The organism is Pseudomonas sp. FP597 (genome assembly GCF_030687435.1).
Classification (GTDB): Bacteria; Pseudomonadota; Gammaproteobacteria; order Pseudomonadales; family Pseudomonadaceae; genus Aquipseudomonas; species Aquipseudomonas lactucae.
The window spans coordinates 3,419,921-3,435,240 of the sequence record NZ_CP117432.1 but is presented as its reverse complement, the minus strand read 5'-3'; the positions used below and the strand labels follow the sequence as shown (position 1 = coordinate 3,435,240).

11 protein-coding genes are annotated in these 15,320 nt (G+C 59.7%); 7 read left to right on the top strand and 4 right to left on the bottom strand.

All coding sequences use genetic code 11. From position 1 onward, the window contains the following. The first annotated feature begins 688 nt into the window (after positions 1–688). Complete coding sequence (locus PSH66_RS15785; RefSeq protein WP_078824706.1) at positions 689–1,243, top strand: hypothetical protein; 555 nt, start codon at positions 689–691, stop codon at positions 1,241–1,243. A gap of 172 nt (positions 1,244–1,415) precedes the next feature. On the opposite strand, the gene PSH66_RS15780 is transcribed toward PSH66_RS15785, so the two are convergent. Then, positions 1,416–2,330, bottom strand: coding sequence for a LysR substrate-binding domain-containing protein (locus PSH66_RS15780; protein WP_003174025.1), 915 nt, complete (start codon positions 2,328–2,330; stop codon positions 1,416–1,418). 247 nt (positions 2,331–2,577) lie between these two features. On the opposite strand from PSH66_RS15780, the gene PSH66_RS15775 reads away from it, so the two are divergent. From PSH66_RS15775 to pgm, 4 genes are all read left to right on the top strand, one after another. Continuing rightward, positions 2,578–3,600, top strand: a complete 1,023-nt coding sequence (locus tag PSH66_RS15775) for a zinc-dependent alcohol dehydrogenase family protein (RefSeq protein ID WP_003174024.1) — start codon at positions 2,578–2,580, stop codon at positions 3,598–3,600. Positions 3,601–4,307: 707 nt separating this feature from the next. After that, complete coding sequence (locus PSH66_RS15770) at positions 4,308–5,732, top strand: hypothetical protein (RefSeq protein ID WP_003174023.1); 1,425 nt, start codon at positions 4,308–4,310, stop codon at positions 5,730–5,732. Further along, entirely contained in the window at positions 5,729–7,135 is a 1,407-nt protein-coding gene (locus PSH66_RS15765) for a PLP-dependent aminotransferase family protein (RefSeq protein WP_003174022.1), read from the top strand. Before PSH66_RS15770 ends, PSH66_RS15765 begins: the two co-directional genes overlap by 4 nt. Positions 7,136–7,231: 96 nt before the next feature. Continuing rightward, a complete protein-coding gene (pgm, locus tag PSH66_RS15760; RefSeq protein ID WP_305427175.1) occupies positions 7,232–8,878 on the top strand; it encodes a phosphoglucomutase (alpha-D-glucose-1,6-bisphosphate-dependent) in 1,647 nt (548 codons plus the stop codon). Between the two features lie 62 nt (positions 8,879–8,940). On the opposite strand, the gene PSH66_RS15755 is transcribed toward pgm, so the two are convergent. Beyond that, positions 8,941–9,636: a pirin family protein gene (locus tag PSH66_RS15755; protein WP_305427174.1), complete on the bottom strand. Its 696-nt coding sequence runs from the start codon at positions 9,634–9,636 to the stop codon at positions 8,941–8,943. Positions 9,637–9,854: 218 nt separating this feature from the next. Between PSH66_RS15755 and PSH66_RS15750 the strand changes: the two genes are divergently transcribed. Beyond that, positions 9,855–12,302 carry a UvrD-helicase domain-containing protein gene (locus PSH66_RS15750; protein WP_305427173.1) on the top strand — a complete coding sequence of 816 codons (2,448 nt, stop codon included), beginning with the start codon at positions 9,855–9,857 and terminating at the stop codon, positions 12,300–12,302. A gap of 56 nt (positions 12,303–12,358) precedes the next feature. Here PSH66_RS15750 and PSH66_RS15745 read toward each other — a convergent pair whose 3' ends face one another. Further along, positions 12,359–12,631 (bottom strand): DUF1652 domain-containing protein, encoded by a 273-nt coding sequence (locus tag PSH66_RS15745; RefSeq protein ID WP_003174017.1) that lies wholly within the window; start codon positions 12,629–12,631, stop codon positions 12,359–12,361. 335 nt (positions 12,632–12,966) lie between these two features. Next, entirely contained in the window at positions 12,967–13,752 is a 786-nt protein-coding gene (locus tag PSH66_RS15740; protein ID WP_141064684.1) for a helix-turn-helix transcriptional regulator, read from the bottom strand. Positions 13,753–13,951: 199 nt separating this feature from the next. Here PSH66_RS15740 and PSH66_RS15735 point away from each other — a divergent pair, with 199 nt between their 5' ends. Continuing rightward, positions 13,952–15,316 carry an APC family permease gene (locus PSH66_RS15735; RefSeq protein ID WP_003174014.1) on the top strand — a complete coding sequence of 455 codons (1,365 nt, stop codon included), beginning with the start codon at positions 13,952–13,954 and terminating at the stop codon, positions 15,314–15,316. Positions 15,317–15,320 lie beyond the last annotated feature (4 nt).

Below are 15,320 nucleotides of genomic sequence, written 5' to 3'. Positions count from 1 at the left end.
TAACGCTTCTAAAAGCTGGAGGGGAGTCTGTTGTCATTCACGCAATTGAATCAATTGAATCAGTTTTTTTGGCTGGTTATATTCTTGACAGGGCGCAGGTCATACGCGTTCTAGATGAGGGGTCTGAGGCCGGGAGCAGAACGTTGAAGCTAATGGCAGCTACGTTGGTCAGGAAGTTAAGTGAGGCATAAAGGTTGCTCGATAGCTGACAGCGAACGCCTCCTTTTCCTACAAGACATTGCTTCACCACGCTTTGACAAGCTAATCCAACACGACTAACTTTCGTTGCGTGCTGCACTCACGCGGCTCACGCTATGCAGCAACCATATATCTCCACCACGTTCTTCCATGGCACCGTTGCGACTAACAGCCAGCAAATGACTGTTAATCATTTTGACGGGCCTAACCTGAAAATATGGCTGCCGAACGACGCTTTGTTCCAGGTCGCTTGACGCGCCAACGATCTCTCCTTGGGCACCTATCCTGAGATTGATCTGCGTGAAGCACGCTCCTTGTGTCATGACGCCCGAGCGCTCTCGCGAAGGATATCAATCCCATGCTGACCGCAAATAAAAGCGACACGCTGCGGCTGTGAACAACATCCTGGGCAAGTGAGCAGGCAAGTAAGCTAGTCTGTTCGCGCGATAGGCCGTCGGTATTCGCCGGCCTGAAAACAAAGGCGTTATCAATGTCGAAGCATTTGCTGTTGGGCTGGACCCGTTCCTTGTGCGTGCTTGCTGCCTTGAGCGGCGCGGCCACCATGGCAGTTGCTGTTGCGCCTGAAAATACCGCTACGGCGGCATCGGACGCGCAATCGGTGTCCCTGGCAGGCGGCAAGCTGAAGTTCGTGCTGAAAGGCGTCGAGGCCCGTACCTTGAACAGCGAGCACGGCGGCACGATGTACTTCGATCCGACAAGCGAGCGGGCCATCATCGTTACCGAAGGTCCGGCGCCGACATCGGGCACCACCCCGGACGCTGCGTTTCGCCTTGGCGTGGATACCTTGAAGGAAAAGCAGCAGGCCGCGTCACCCAACTTTCGCATGACTGGAGAGACGACCATTCAAGTGAACGGCTTGAAGATGTACCGCCTGGACGGCACCGACGATTTCAACGGCCTGAAACTACTGGTGGCTTCGTTGATGACGATGAGCGATCAGAACATCACCATCATCGAAGTGATGTCCAGCGTAAACGATCCGGCCGGCCATACCGCTGCGTTGAAGAACATTCTGGGCAAGTAAACCGCAGGTTTCCGGATAGTAGGCTGTCGGCTCTCGACAGTCTGTCCATCACAAGGAGCCCGCATGATCTCGTGCAAAGCCCCGGAACCCACTGGATTTAGACGGACGGCTTTGGATTCGAAATCGAATAACCTATTGTTACTAAAGCTTTTTTTGAATCTGTGGAATTCAGTTACAAGCTATCGGGGTCCCCAAAAAACATCTGAATCCGCGACCTCAACCACCGCTCCCCAGGGTCGTTGTCCTGCGACCCGCGCCAGGCCATGTGCAGCTCGAACGAGCGCACCGGTAAGGGTGGATCTTCCGCTCGCAAGCCGCCCGCTGAGGTCAATGCCTCGGCCGCATAGTCCGGCACTGTTGCAAGAATATCGGTGCCCGCCAGCAAGGTGCCGAGGCCGTTGAACTGCGGCACGGCCAGTACGACGTGGCGTTTGCGATCGAGCTTTTCCAGTTCCTCATCGATAAACCCGCTCAGGTCGCCGGCAAAGGACACCAAGGCATGGGGGCGGGCGCAGAAGTCGTCCAGGCTCAGGGAGCCCGGTACGCTGTCGGCACGCAGCAATTTTGGCATGCTGCGGCGCAGCACTTTGCGTTTGGCGTTGGCCGGCAGGTCGGCGGTGTAGCTGACACCGATGGAGATTTCGCCGGAGGCCAGCAGGCCGGGCATCAGGATGTAGTTGACGCGGCGCACCACCAGCACGATGCCGGGGGCTTCGGCGCGCAGGCGTTTGAGCAGTTGCGGCAGCAAGGCGAATTCGACGTCGTCGGACAGGCCGATGCGGAACACGGCGGTGCTGGTCGCCGGGTCGAACTCGGCGGCGCGGCTGACCGCGGTGGAAATGGAATCCAGGGCCGGGGAGAGCAGGGCGAAGATCTCTACCGCACGGGCAGAGGGCTCCATGCTGCGACCGGTGCGCACGAACAGCGGGTCATCGAACAGCCCACGCAGGCGCGACAGCGCCGCGCTGATCGCAGGCTGGCCGAGGAACAGCTTCTCGGCGGCGCGGGTCACGCTGCGCTCGTGCATCAAGGTTTCGAATACGATCAAGAGGTTAAGGTCGACACGACGCAGGTCGTTACGGTTCATCTTGTGTCCTGGAAGAGTCAGCAAACTTGACGAGAGCGGTCATATGAGAACAATGCCCGGCATGAATCTTACGGGGAAAGGCTGGTACTCTGCACAGGATAATTGAGTTTTCCTACAAGACTTGGTGTCTGTTCCTCAGAAGCTGAATCAATGACAGGCATGTCGACTATTAACGGTGACCGGTGGTCTTACCCCTAAAGCCCAGATAGAGTTCAGGGCATTAGAAGTTACTTTGACGAGGTTTGCGATGTCCCGCACGATCCGTTTTCACAAGTTTGGTCCGGCCGAGGTGCTCAAATGCGAAGAGCATGCAGCCGCGCAGCCCGCACCGGGCGAAGTGCAGGTGCGTGTCGAGGCGATTGGCATCAGCTGGTACGACATTTTGTGGCGCCAGAACCTGGCGTCTTCCCATGCACGTCTGCCCTCGGGGCTGGGGCATGAGATGGCCGGCGTGGTCGTGGCCGTTGGCGACGGTGTGGATGATTTGGCCGTGGGCGACAAGGTGGCCAGTTTTCCGGCCGAGAGTCCCAACGATTATCCGGTATACGGCGAACGGATCGTATTGCCGCGTTCGGCCCTGACCCGTTACCCGGATGTCTTGAGCCCTATCGAAGCGAGTGTGCACTACACGCCGCTGCTGATCGCATATTTTGCCTACATGGACCTTGCGCGGGTCAAGCCTGGGCAATTTGCCCTGGTTACGGATGCCAGTCATTGCGCCGGTCCTTCTTTTGTACAATTGGGCAAGGCCCTGGGTGTGCGGGTGATCGCGGCGACCAAGGACAGTACCGAGCGTGAGTACTTGCTCTCCCTCGGCGCCGAGAAGGTCATCGTCACCGAAGAACAGGACCTGCTGATGCAGATCAACAAGATCACCGATAACCGCGGCGTCGATGTGGTGTTCGATGGCTTGGGCGGCCCGCAGATGTCATTGCTCGGTGATGTGCTGGCTCCCCGTGGCAGCCTGGTGCTGTATGGCCTGCAGGGCGGCAACCAGACGCCATTCCCGGCATGTGCGGCGTTCCAGAAGAACATCCAGTTCTTTGTGCACTGCATTGGCAACTTCACCGGCAAACCGGAACTGGGCATCATCCAGGACCATGTGGCCTTGCAGCGAGCGTTGCGCGATATCAACCAGCTGACCGCCGACCGCGTGCTCGTGCCATTGAAAACCACGGTGTTCCCGTTCAACCAGTTCGTGGAAGCGCACCGCTATATGGACGAATGCCCGTGCCGCGAGCGCGTGGCCTTGCAGGTTGAAGCTGTTTAAGATGTAGGAATATTCGCAAACAAGTCGTTATAGCCCTTGGCGCATGAGGCAAATGCGCCATTTAACAGGGCTTAAACCGCGCGCGCCTTGGCGCGTAGGCTGGGCGCCCGAGCCCCTGAAACCAGTACTTTTTCCCTGACGCCGCCCTGTATTGCAGTGCGGCGTCTTCGTGTGCGCGTCCTTTGCGCATCCCGCCGTCACCCATCTGCACTGCTTTCAGGCCAGGTTCTGTATCTATTAATCATTATTCCAGCACTGATAATTACCGCTTCAACTTTCATCTCAAGGAACGAGCAATGATTGATTCTATGACGCAGCTGCCAATAGTTGACTCTACCAAGCGCAAGGCCCTTTCAGGGGGGCAGGGAAATAGGCTCTGGCATAAAAAGTCACTCTCCAATAAATGGGAAAGTTACTTAAGTTTATTTGTCAGATGCTTCCTTAAATGAGGGTTAAGAATGTGTAGGAGTATGTCGGAACCATCCTAGGGCCACTACCTTGTCCCGTAATCCCAAGGGTTCAAGGGGGGCGTGCATATTTTGTGGGCAGGATGCTCACCCCGCCGCCGCCTGTCATTTTGTTGCTCGATGCTAATGTCTATTTATCGAAACAGAGCACCGCACGCAACTCTCCTGCACACGCAATAGGTCGAGCAAACGCTCTCGGCAGTTGCTTGAAACTGATATTTCAACTTAGGTAGTAGAACCATGAGCACTATTCACGAACAAGCTATGAATCACGTTTATCAGCAAGTTCTGCAGCGTTTAGTTGGGCACTTCAGCCGCTCGGGGCGCACGGCACTCCAGCTATTGATCCAGCGTATCGTCGTGGCGGCCGGGGGCATGGAGCAGGTGGGAGAATACAAAGTGCTGGTCACCCATGGTGGCGGTGAAGTCAGCAGCTATACCCTGGCGCTGCTGCGTGCTGCCCAATTGACGATTGCCGGGCGTGCGCCGCGTACCTTTCACCTGCGCGTGGCCACGCTGCGCTATGCGGGGATGACCGATGAGCAGCTCGACACCCTCGATCGCGGTTACAGCCGACTGTTTCTGCATGATGATCCGCGCGTCGAGTTGTTGATGGTAGAGAACCAGGAGATACAACCCTTCAACTACTTGCGTTCGTCGTCGCTGGTCGCTCGCGAAAAGAGCCAGCGCAACCGGCTGATGGTGGGTCACGTGACCTCCGGCGACTGTCGCGAAACACTCTGCAATGACACATACCTGGCCCTGGGGGATTTCTACCAGCGTGTCACCACCTGCAACGGTGGTGTGCATGCGCTGGTCACCGGAGACTCACCGCGCAAGCAAAGCCAGTTTCTGGCCTGGGTCAAGAAAACCGCCCAGGGTGCTGGCATTCCTATCGCCAGGACCCGGCCGCTGATGCTGCACGAGTTGTTTGCGCGCATGGACGAATGGAGCGCCGGGTATTACCGCGATGTGTATGGCGAGCACTATGTGGCCGACGACAACCCCAGCAAGGTCGGCCATCGCCATCTGGCCTATATCGGCATCGCGGACCTGCTGGAAGATGTCGACCTCGCATCATCGTCCCTGCTGAGCGAGTTCATGGCCTATGCGCCCGATCCGCTGGGCTTTCACTTCAGCCACCCGGCGTACTCCTACCCGTTGCTGATGGCACACTTGCGCGGCCTGCAGGCCGAATGCCTGCGCGAGCTGGACTACGAAGACGGTGTCGATAGCTTTATCCAGCAAGCCAGCCAGTACCTGCATCACTTGCGGATGCCGGAAGAACTGCTCGCGCGGGCCACGACTCAGGAAGGGCGCATTCAGGCGAGTATCCAGGCCCAGCAGTTTTTTGGCCTGGATGAAACACAGTTGACCTGCCTGTTGTTTTCGCCGTTTATCCACCATGGCGAACGACTCGAAGGCTTTTTGCGCCAATGCCACCCAGGCATGCTGGTGGCCTTGCCCGAATTGCACAAGGCGCTGCAGGGCAAGCCCTCGGCCGAGATGCTGCAGCAGTGGGTGATGGACATCAGCGGTCTGTCGATGCCGTTACTCCAGCACTTGTACAAGCGGCGGCCGGTGCTGCCGCGCCGCGCCAGGCTGCGCACGGCCTGCGCCGCGGACGACGGTGCCGCACAGGCCTTTCAATTGTCCGAGCGATGACCCTGCGCGGCGAGCGGCAGGCGGACTTTGCGTATCAGGCGGTCTATCGCTACATGATCTGCCTGATCAATGAAGTCAGTACCGACACTCGGGTAAAGCTGCCGTCCTTGCGCCAGTTGGCCGAGCGCCTGAATGTATCGATCTCGACGATCCAGTACGCCTATTCGTTGCTGGAAAAGGAGGGCCGGGTCTATTCAGTCGCCAAGTCGGGTTATTACGCCTGGCCGGTCTCGACCAACGCACTGGCGTGGAGCGGCGGCGATCTGCTCGATCGGCTCTATGCCGCGGCGCGACGTCCCGGCATGGTGGTACTCAGTGGTGACGAGCCGGCGTTACTGGCCTCCCTGGACAGCACCTTATTGCGACTGGAGCGTGAACTGGTGCGCCAGTATCCCGGGCATCTCCAACCCTGGTCGCAGCCTTGCGGCGTGTGGGAGCTGCGTACGGCACTGGCGGCACGCTATACCTCATCGCCTACGCGCTGCTGGCATGCGGATGATGTGTATGTCGGCGCCGACTTGCGCGGCGTGCTGGACATTCTGATCGACGTGCTCGCCCTCAGAGGGACCACGATGATCGTCGAGTCGCCCTGCGACTGGTTGATCCTGCGCTTGTTGCAGGACGTCGGAGTGCGCATTCTCGAACTGCCCTGGACAGCGGAAGGCGGCCTGGACCGCGACAGCCTGGAGCGGCTGTTGCGTGATGAGCCCGTGCGCCTGGTCTTGCTGTCATCGGCGGTGAGTTTGCCGGCGGGCGTGTGCATGTCGGCCCACGAGCGCCTGGAGGTGGCGCGCCTGCTGGAACGCTACGGCTGCTGGCTGCTGGAAAACGACACCTTTGGCGACTTGAGTTTCGAGGCCACGCACGCTGCGTTGCGCGAACTGGTGAATCCGGAACGGCTGGTAGTGTTTTCATCGTTCGAGAAAATACTGGGACAGGAAGCGCCCTATGGCTACCTGCTGTGCCGGCGCATGAGTGGTGAACTGCAGCGTCAGTTCCTGCTGCGTTCATTCCGTCTATCATCGATTCGCCAACGCGCCATCGCGCGGTTGTACCAGAGCGGCCGGGTTGACCAGCACCTGCACGCGCTGCGCGATCAGTTAAGTGAACAAGCGGCGCGCATGGACCAGCGTCTGGCCCAGCACCTAGAGGGGCAGGTGACGTATCGAATGCCGGCGGCCGGAGCGACATTCTGGCTCAGGTCCACGCACGCAGTGGATATGCGCCAGGCTTTCCAGCGCTTGCTGGCGCGCCAGATAGTGGTGGCACCGGGTGAGTTGTTCAGTGCCAGTGGCTTGCATCACCAGAACCTGCGCTTGAGCCATACCTTTCATGGGCAACCCAACCTGGACGTCGCGCTCGCAGCCCTGAGCGAGGCATTGCGTCAGGCTGAGACCGGATGAGATTTCTCTTAATGTTGTAGGATTTATAACGTCGCGCGGTAGTCCAACTCCCAGTAAACTGACACTTTTCCGAATCCTTCTTCTCGAGGTTTATGCATGACAATCAGTCCTTTTGCGGGCAAACCGGCCCCGGCACACCTGCTGGTGGATATCCCGCGACTGGTCACGGCCTATTACACCGGCCAGCCTGATGCAGCGATCTCCACCCAGCGCGTGGCCTTCGGTACCTCCGGTCACCGTGGCAGTTCGTTCGAGCTGAGTTTCAACGAATGGCACGTGCTCGCCATCAGCCAGGCCATCTGCCTGTACCGCGAAGCCAAAGGCATCGACGGTCCGCTGTTTGTCGGCCTGGACACCCATGCACTGTCGACGCCTGCCGGCGCCAGCGCCCTGGAAGTGCTGGCCGCCAATGGCGTGCATGTCATGCTTGCCGAAGGCGATGAGTACACGCCAACCCCGGCGATTTCCCACGCCATCATCTGCTACAACCGCGGTCGCACCAGCGGCCTGGCCGACGGTATCGTCATCACGCCGTCCCACAACCCACCGCAAAGCGGCGGCTATAAATACAACCCGCCCAACGGCGGCCCGGCCGACACCGATGTCACCAAGTGGATCGAAGCCAAGGCCAACGAACTGCTGGCCAACAAACTGGCCGGGGTCAAGCGCATCAGCCATGCCCAGGCCCTCAAGGCTGACACCACACACCGTCACGACTATTTGAACACCTATGTGGCCGACCTGATCAATGTGATCGACATGGACGCCATCCGCAGCGCAGGCCTGCGCCTGGGCGTTGATCCGCTGGGTGGAGCAGGGGTGCGCTACTGGTCGGCGATTGCCGAGCACTATCGCCTGAACCTGGACGTGGTGAACACCGAAGTCGATTCCACCTTTCGCTTCATGAGCGTCGACTGGGATGGCCAGATCCGCATGGACCCGTCCTCCAGCTACGCCATGCAAGGCTTGATCGGCCTCAAGGAACGCTTCGATGTGGCCTTCGCCTGCGACCCGGACCACGACCGCCACGGCATCGTCACCCCGTCCGGCGGCCTGTTGGCGCCGAATAACTACCTGGCGGTGTCGATCGATTACCTGTTCCAGAACCGTCCCGAGTGGCGCGCCGATGCGGCCGTGGGCAAGACCGTTGTCAGCAGCGGCCTGATTGACCGCGTCGCCGCGCGCATTGGCCGTCGCCTGTACGAAGTACCGGTGGGGTTCAAGTGGTTTGCCGATGGCCTGTTCGAAGGCTCGCTGGGCTTCGGCGGCGAAGAGAGCGCCGGCGCCTCGTTCCTGCGCAAGGACGGCAGCGTATGGAGCACCGACAAGGATGGCCTGATCCCGGCCTTGCTGGCGGCGGAAATGACTTCGCGCAAAGGCCGGGACCCAAGCCAGCTCTACCGTGGCCTCACCGAGGTGCTGGGCGAACCGTTCGCCATCCGTGTCGATGCCAAGGCCACGCCGGCGCAGAAGGCATTGCTGGGCAAACTGTCGTCGCAGCAGGTGACCTCCACGGAACTTGCCGGTGAGCGCATCCAGCAGGTCCTCAGCCACGCGCCGGGCAACAACCAGGCGATCGGCGGGCTCAAGGTCATGACCGAAAACGGCTGGTTCGCCGCGCGGCCATCGGGCACCGAGGACATCTACAAGATCTACGCCGAGAGCTTTATCGGTGAAGACCACCTCAAGCAGTTGGTGGAAGAGGCGCAAGTGCTGGTGGACGGCGCAATCAGCTCCAACTGACACTGCTGTAAAAATGTGGGAGGGAGCAAGTCGAATCGTCGCACCCCCCTCCCACATTTCGATCAGGCTAAATCGACCAACACGATCTCGCTGTCCTCAACGGCCGTGACCCGCAACACCTGCTCATCCTCAACCGCCACACCGTCTCGCGCCTGCGCACGCAGGCCATTGACTTCAATCACCCCCGTGGCCGGCACCAGATACGCCCGGCGTCCGTGATCCAGCCGATATTCGGCACTTTCCCCGGCTTTCAGGTTGGCCGCTACCAGGCGTGCATCGGCGCGAATGCGCAGGCTTTCGCTGTCGCCGGCCTTGCCGCTGGCCAGGGTCACAAAGCCCTCGCGGTTGCCCTGAGGAAACGGTTTGGCGCCCCAGGAAGGCGGCAGGCCGGCTTCATTCGGGATGATCCAGATCTGAAAAATCTTCGTCGGCGTGGCTTCCAGGTTGTACTCGCTGTGGGCGATCCCGGTGCCGGCGCTCATCACCTGGACATCGCCCGCCTCGGTGCGGCCTTTGTTGCCCAGGTTATCGGCATGGCTGATCGCACCTTCGCGCACATAGGTGATGATTTCCATATCGCGGTGCGGGTGCTGCGGGAAGCCCGTGCCCGGCGCGATGATGTCGTCGTTCCACACCCGCAGGTTGCCCCAGTGCATACGTTTGGGGTCGTGGTACTCGGCGAACGAGAAGTGGTGGTGAGCGTCAAGCCAGCCATGATGGGCGCCGCCCAGGGAATTGAAAGGTCGAAGTTCAAGCATGATTGCCTCCTGTTGATGGCCCTATCATCCGACAGCCCATCATCGATAAAAAGCGTAAAAAATGCCTGATTCCTATCGGTTAAATTGATGTTTTATTGAGGTTTTAACTTTCACTTCATCGCCTAACCGCATGACTGCGCAGCAATTGGCTGGAACTGAGGGGCGTTTCCGGCGACCATGGCGCACTTGTCAAAGCCAAGCTCATCGCAGGAGTCCGCGTGCCGCAACAAAAGCCTGATCTGCCCCCTGAACTGCGCCCATTGGCCGAGATGCCGCTGTTGAAACGCCTGGCTGCGCGCCTGTTTGGCCACGGGTTGACCCGCCTGCGTGCGCAGCACCGGTTTTCCTGGTTGCACGGGCAAGCCGATGGCTTTCGCAGCGGGCATGAGGCGGGCGTGGAGTACGGTTACCGCGAAGGCAAGGCCGAGGGTATCGAAGAAGGGCGTCAGGTCCTGTTGATTCGCGATGTCCGTGCGGATGAACACCGTGCTCCCGGCGTTGACGACAGCCTGTTCGACGACTGGCGGCTGCCCCTGACCGCCGACCTGAAAAAGCGTATCAAGGCCGATGTCGCCCGTTTGCTGCCGGCCCATGCCCAGCCGAGTGCGACGCAATGGAAGATGATCTTCAGCGATACGCCGTCAACGTCCGTGATTGCAGGTGCCGGGGCGGGTAAATCCACCTCGCTGGTGCTGCGCATTTTGCTGCTCACCCATTACCTGGGCTTTGAACTGAGCTCAATGACGGTGGTGACGTTCACCCGTGAATCGCGCAAAGACTTCATCAGCAAGCTCATGGAAATCCTCAACCTGTGGGGCCAACCCCTTGCTCTTAAAGAGGCTGAGGCGGTGGTGCGAACCTTCCATTCGCGCATCCTGCCGATGGTGCGCAGCCTGCCGGGTTTTGAGCGCCTGCAAGCGTTCGAGAACCTGAACTCGGGTTTTGAAGGTGCCGACAGCAACCCGTTCGACCTGCGTATCAATGACGCCCAGCGCCAGCAGATGAATGCGTGCTATCACCGACTGCACGGCCGTCATCCACGCTTTCGCGAGTTGATCGCGCCATTGGCCCGTCATGGCTTGCAGCTCAAGGAGCTGGAACGTGACCACCCGGATGTGCAGAAACGTATGGCGGTCACCGAATTGGCCGCCAAACGCGATGAAGAGCTGTGCGATGTGATTGAAGACCTGTGGTTTCGCGCAGGCGCCTGGCCGATCAAGGGCATCGAGCCCAACCGTCAGACTGTGGAGATCAACGGCGCGCTGTTTCATTGCCACGGCTATATCGCCGAACTGGATGCCTGGGTAGTGCTCGGCTTCGACCCGCGGGAAAATGCCCAGCTCAGCCGGCCCAACGCCAAGTTGTCGGTCCGGGCGGAATGGGCGGTGAAGCGCACACTGTTTCAAGCTTTTTGTCGTAAACCATTGATTTGGCTGGATAGCTATGAGTCCTCCAAGCGTCTCCTGAGCAGCCTGGCGGGTGATGCTACAGCCGGTCCCGGCTTTGATTACAAGGTCAAGGGTGAGCTGGCCTCGGCGCCGCTGCTGGACAGTTTTGTCATGGCGGCGGGCTTTATCGAGAACCTCGGCCTGGATGTACCGGCCGCCGTGGGCCAGATGAGCTTTGCCAAGGATGATCCGGACCGTTTCTTCTTTGAAGCCTTGAGCATTTTCTGGAGGGCCCTGGAAGACCACCTGCTCGAACAATCGCCGCCGATCATGACGTATAACCGTATGTTTTCGTTGTTTGGCGAAAATACCCCGGAAAACCTCAAACTACTCAGCGATCCGTTGCTGCGACCCCTGTCGCACCTGATGATCGATGAATTCCAGGACGTTTCGCCGCAAATCGTCTCGTGGATCCGCGCCAGCCTGCGCGAAATCCGCAGCCGAGGCCCGGCCATGCACGTCGGGCGTGGTGCACAGCGTTCTTCGCTGTTATGTGTGGGAGATGACTGGCAGTCGATCTATGGCTGGCGCGGCAGCTCGCCGAAGTACTTCATGGCGTTCAACAAGGAATTCCCTTCACCGAGCACCACCCGAGTCATGCTGGGCGAGAACTACCGCAGCCACCAGCACATCATCGACGCGGCCGAACACATCGTGCGCGCCGCGCCGGCGATCCCCGGCAAGAAGGCCAAGGCCAGCGGCGCGCCCAAGGTACTGGAGCCGGTCAAGGTGTTGGCACGCGACGATGCCGCGCTGGGACGTCAATTGGCAGCGCACTACCAGAAAGGCGATTCAGTATTAATGCTTTATCGAAAAAGCAGCGATAAGCTACTGATTCAAGAGCATATTCAGTCGATAGTTAATGTGGATTCTAGCTTGCCGCCAGCAGCTCGCCGGCTGAAGCAACTGACCTATCACAGTGCCAAGGGCCTGCAGGCCGATGCGGTATTTCTGCTCGGCGATTGCCAGCATGTGACCAGCTCGCCCTACAAGAACCAGGTATATCGCATGGCGGGTCTGGGCAAGGACGGTGATAGCGAACCCTATGACACCGCGCAAAAGGACGAGGTGCTGCGCCTGGCCTACGTCGGCATTACCCGGGCCATCAGCCATTGCTACTGGTATGTGGAAAAGCCCGAAGGCCAGGCCGTGAATGTGCCCCGGGCCTCGGAACGGGTGGATGGGAAAAAGGCTTTTTTTGACGACCAGCGCAATTAGGCCGGTGAATGCAAATTCAAAGGTGCGATGGGCCGTACCAGGCGAAAGATCGCGATTCAGGCCCGCAACGACAGCGGCGGCACAAAAGACGCCAGTTCATCCTCCACGGCCTCGATAATCCGTTCCACATCGGCGGCATTCATCACCGTGGCGCACGGGATACCGGCAATGGCGATCAGGGTTTCGCCGCTGGCGCGATCGAACAGGCGGGCGACCATACTGCCAGGCGCGTCCATGCTGCCCTCGAAGCCCATCGGATGGAAATGCCAGCGCATCAACTGGCAGGCGTTGGGGAACGTCACTTTATTCATGTTGCCCACCTTGTTCATTGAGCGCTTCCTTTAGCTCGCGGCAGGGGCCATGACCGTCACTGGGCATGGCGTCGGAGCATTAAAAATAGCATTCGTTCGCAACGGCAAAGTGAATTTTTTCGCTCCGTTCGGCGGTTGTTTCGCATCGGGTTGACGCAGGTCATGTCTTGCGCAAATTATGGCGAATTGCCATTAGTCAGGCGCTGCGACTGCGGTCTGAAGGCGTTCCCGTATGCATAGGGCGCTGATCTTCGGCGATCGGCGCCTTGGACGACGCGTGGCCTCCGTCCCGCGTAGCAGCTGCCGAGCGCAAGCGAGGCTGCGTCAGCCGCACCGCCGATCTCGAAGAACGCTTACGGTTTTTCCAAATCATGCCCCAACGACTGGATAAACAACGAGAACAGCTCCGGCTGTGACGATATGTCCAGCTTCGCGTACAGATGCCGACGGTGCACTTTCACCGTGTCCGGCGATATGTTCAGGCGCTCGGCCATGGCTTTTGAAGAAAACCCGCGCAGCACCAGGCGGGCAATTTCCAGTTCGCGCTCCGACAGCACGCCGCTGCCGAATTGGCTCAGCGCATCGCGGATCTGGCTGTCCATGGCCGGTACGCGTTGAGTGCTCTGTTGCCAATGCTGCTGCATCAGCGGCAACACCCAGGCCGCCAGCAGGGTCATCAGCCCGGTCTCTTCCCCGCTGAAGCGCCGCTGCATGCCCAGCGACAGTGATAACGTGCCCGCACCCGGCAGTTGCAGGATGAACTGCACTTCGTCTTCCAGTACGTTGTCGTGGAAATAGTTGAGGAAGTATTCGCTCTGGCGAAAATGGTCCGGCGCGACTTCCTCCAGGCGGTACACGCCGCTGGCATAACCTTCGCGACAGGCCTGGAAAAACGGGTCGAGCAGGTACAGACCATTGAGGTACGCCAGCATCGAGGCCGGTTTGCTGCTGGGCTGGGCGTCGTATTCCTCCAGGGCTTGGGGTGGCCCCTCCAAAGGATAGAAAATCGCCAGGGCGTTATCGAAAGGCAGGCACTGGTGCAGCAACAGCACCAACTGTTTCCAGAACCGCTCGGTGCCGAGGTGTGCGACGGCGCGGCCCAGGCCGGCGTGCATGGCAACTTCGCGAAACAGGCGCATAGGGCAGGCTCCCGCCATCCAAAGATCGGCCAAGGGTTCGGTTTTTGCCGGATGCCGTCAAGGGGAGTACGCCAATAGGGGAATAGTCCGACAACCGCGGCTTCGATAACGTCGCCTTCATCCAACGGGAAACATATCCCGAAAAAACATCATTTTTCGTTTCTGCCTCACACCAAGAACAACGACAGAGGATAACGATATGAGCACTTCCCCCACGCCCGATGGCGTGTTGAAACCCACCCTGAGCGTGTTCGATGTGGTGGCCATCACCGTCTCCGCCGTGACGCCCGCAAGCTCCGTGTTCGTGATCGCGCCCTTTGCCATCCAGCAAGCCGGCAGCGGTGTGTTCCTGGCGTTTGTGATGGCCGGCCTGCTCGCGCTGATGTTCGCCTTCTGCTACGCCGAACTGGGCCGTGCCCACAACAGCGCCGGCGGCGAGTATGTGTACGCCAAGCGTGTGTTCGGCGGCATGGCCGGCTACGCGACCTTCCTCACGGTGCTGGTGATGTTGCTGTTTATCCCGCCGGTACTGGCGACCGGTGCCGCGACCTACCTCAATAACGCCTTGGGCACGACGTTCGATTCGCAAACCGTCGCCCTGGTGATCGTGGTCTGCAGCTACGCCCTGGGCATCCTCAATATCAAGCTCAACGCCTGGATCACCGGCACCTGCCTGCTCCTTGAAGTGGCGGCCTTGCTGGTGATCGTGTTTATCGGTTTCGGCCATCCAGTGCAGCCCGCCAGCGTACTGTTCCAGCCGCAGATCGTCGAAAACGGCGAGCTGCACCTGGCGCCCTGGGCCTTGGTGATCGGCGCGGTGGGTATCGGGTTGTTTTCCTACAACGGCTATGGTCCGGCGGTGTTGCTCGCCGAAGACATGAAATGCGGCGGCAAGGGTGTGCACAAGGCGGTGCTGTGGTCCCTGGGACTGGTGGTCATTATCGAACTGGTGCCGATCACCGCGCTGTTGATCGGCGCACCGTCCCTGAGCGCGATGATCAGCAGCCCCGACCCCATCGGCTACCTGCTGACCAGCCACGGCAATGAAACCCTGTCACGCCTGGTCAGCGCGGGGATTTTCCTGTCGGTGTTCAATGCCATCGTCGCCATCGTCATCCAGATCGGCCGCGTCGTGTTCAGCAGCGGGCGCGATGCGCTGTGGACGCCGGGCATCAACACACTGTTCACGCGCATTCACCCACGCTGGGATTCCCCCTGGTTGGCTACGCTGTTCCTGGCTGTCCCTTCGGCGCTGCTGAGCTTCAGCTCCAACCTGGCCGACCTGACGTCGTTCAGCGTGCTGTTGATCATCCTGGTGTACCTGGTGGTGGCATTGAGCGCGTTGATGAGCCGCGTGCGGTTGCGCGACCGCGAACATCCCTACCGCATGCCGCTGTGGCCGTTGCCGGCGTTGCTGGCGGTACTGGGCGCGGGGTACTTGTTGATCACGTTGATCATTGCGGCCTCGGTGCGCGACATCCTGGTCATCCTCGGCTTGCTGGCTCTGTCAGTGATTTTCTATTGCATCAGCGGCCGGTCGAGTCCGGTCTTCCAGAAACTGTAAGGAG

Excerpts from the sequence above, each read along its gene's own strand:
- PSH66_RS15785 (WP_078824706.1), top strand. The coding sequence starts at position 689 with ATGTCGAAGCATTTGCTGTTGGGCTGGACCCGTTCCTTGTGCGTGCTT.
- PSH66_RS15780 (WP_003174025.1), bottom strand. The coding sequence starts at position 2,330 with ATGAACCGTAACGACCTGCGTCGTGTCGACCTTAACCTCTTGATCGTA.
- PSH66_RS15775 (WP_003174024.1), top strand. The coding sequence starts at position 2,578 with ATGTCCCGCACGATCCGTTTTCACAAGTTTGGTCCGGCCGAGGTGCTC.
- PSH66_RS15770 (WP_003174023.1), top strand. The coding sequence starts at position 4,308 with ATGAGCACTATTCACGAACAAGCTATGAATCACGTTTATCAGCAAGTT.
- PSH66_RS15765 (WP_003174022.1), top strand. The coding sequence starts at position 5,729 with ATGACCCTGCGCGGCGAGCGGCAGGCGGACTTTGCGTATCAGGCGGTC.
- pgm (WP_305427175.1), top strand. The coding sequence starts at position 7,232 with ATGACAATCAGTCCTTTTGCGGGCAAACCGGCCCCGGCACACCTGCTG.
- PSH66_RS15755 (WP_305427174.1), bottom strand. The coding sequence starts at position 9,636 with ATGCTTGAACTTCGACCTTTCAATTCCCTGGGCGGCGCCCATCATGGC.
- PSH66_RS15745 (WP_003174017.1), bottom strand. The coding sequence starts at position 12,631 with ATGAACAAGGTGGGCAACATGAATAAAGTGACGTTCCCCAACGCCTGC.
- PSH66_RS15740 (WP_141064684.1), bottom strand. The coding sequence starts at position 13,752 with ATGCGCCTGTTTCGCGAAGTTGCCATGCACGCCGGCCTGGGCCGCGCC.
- PSH66_RS15735 (WP_003174014.1), top strand. The coding sequence starts at position 13,952 with ATGAGCACTTCCCCCACGCCCGATGGCGTGTTGAAACCCACCCTGAGC.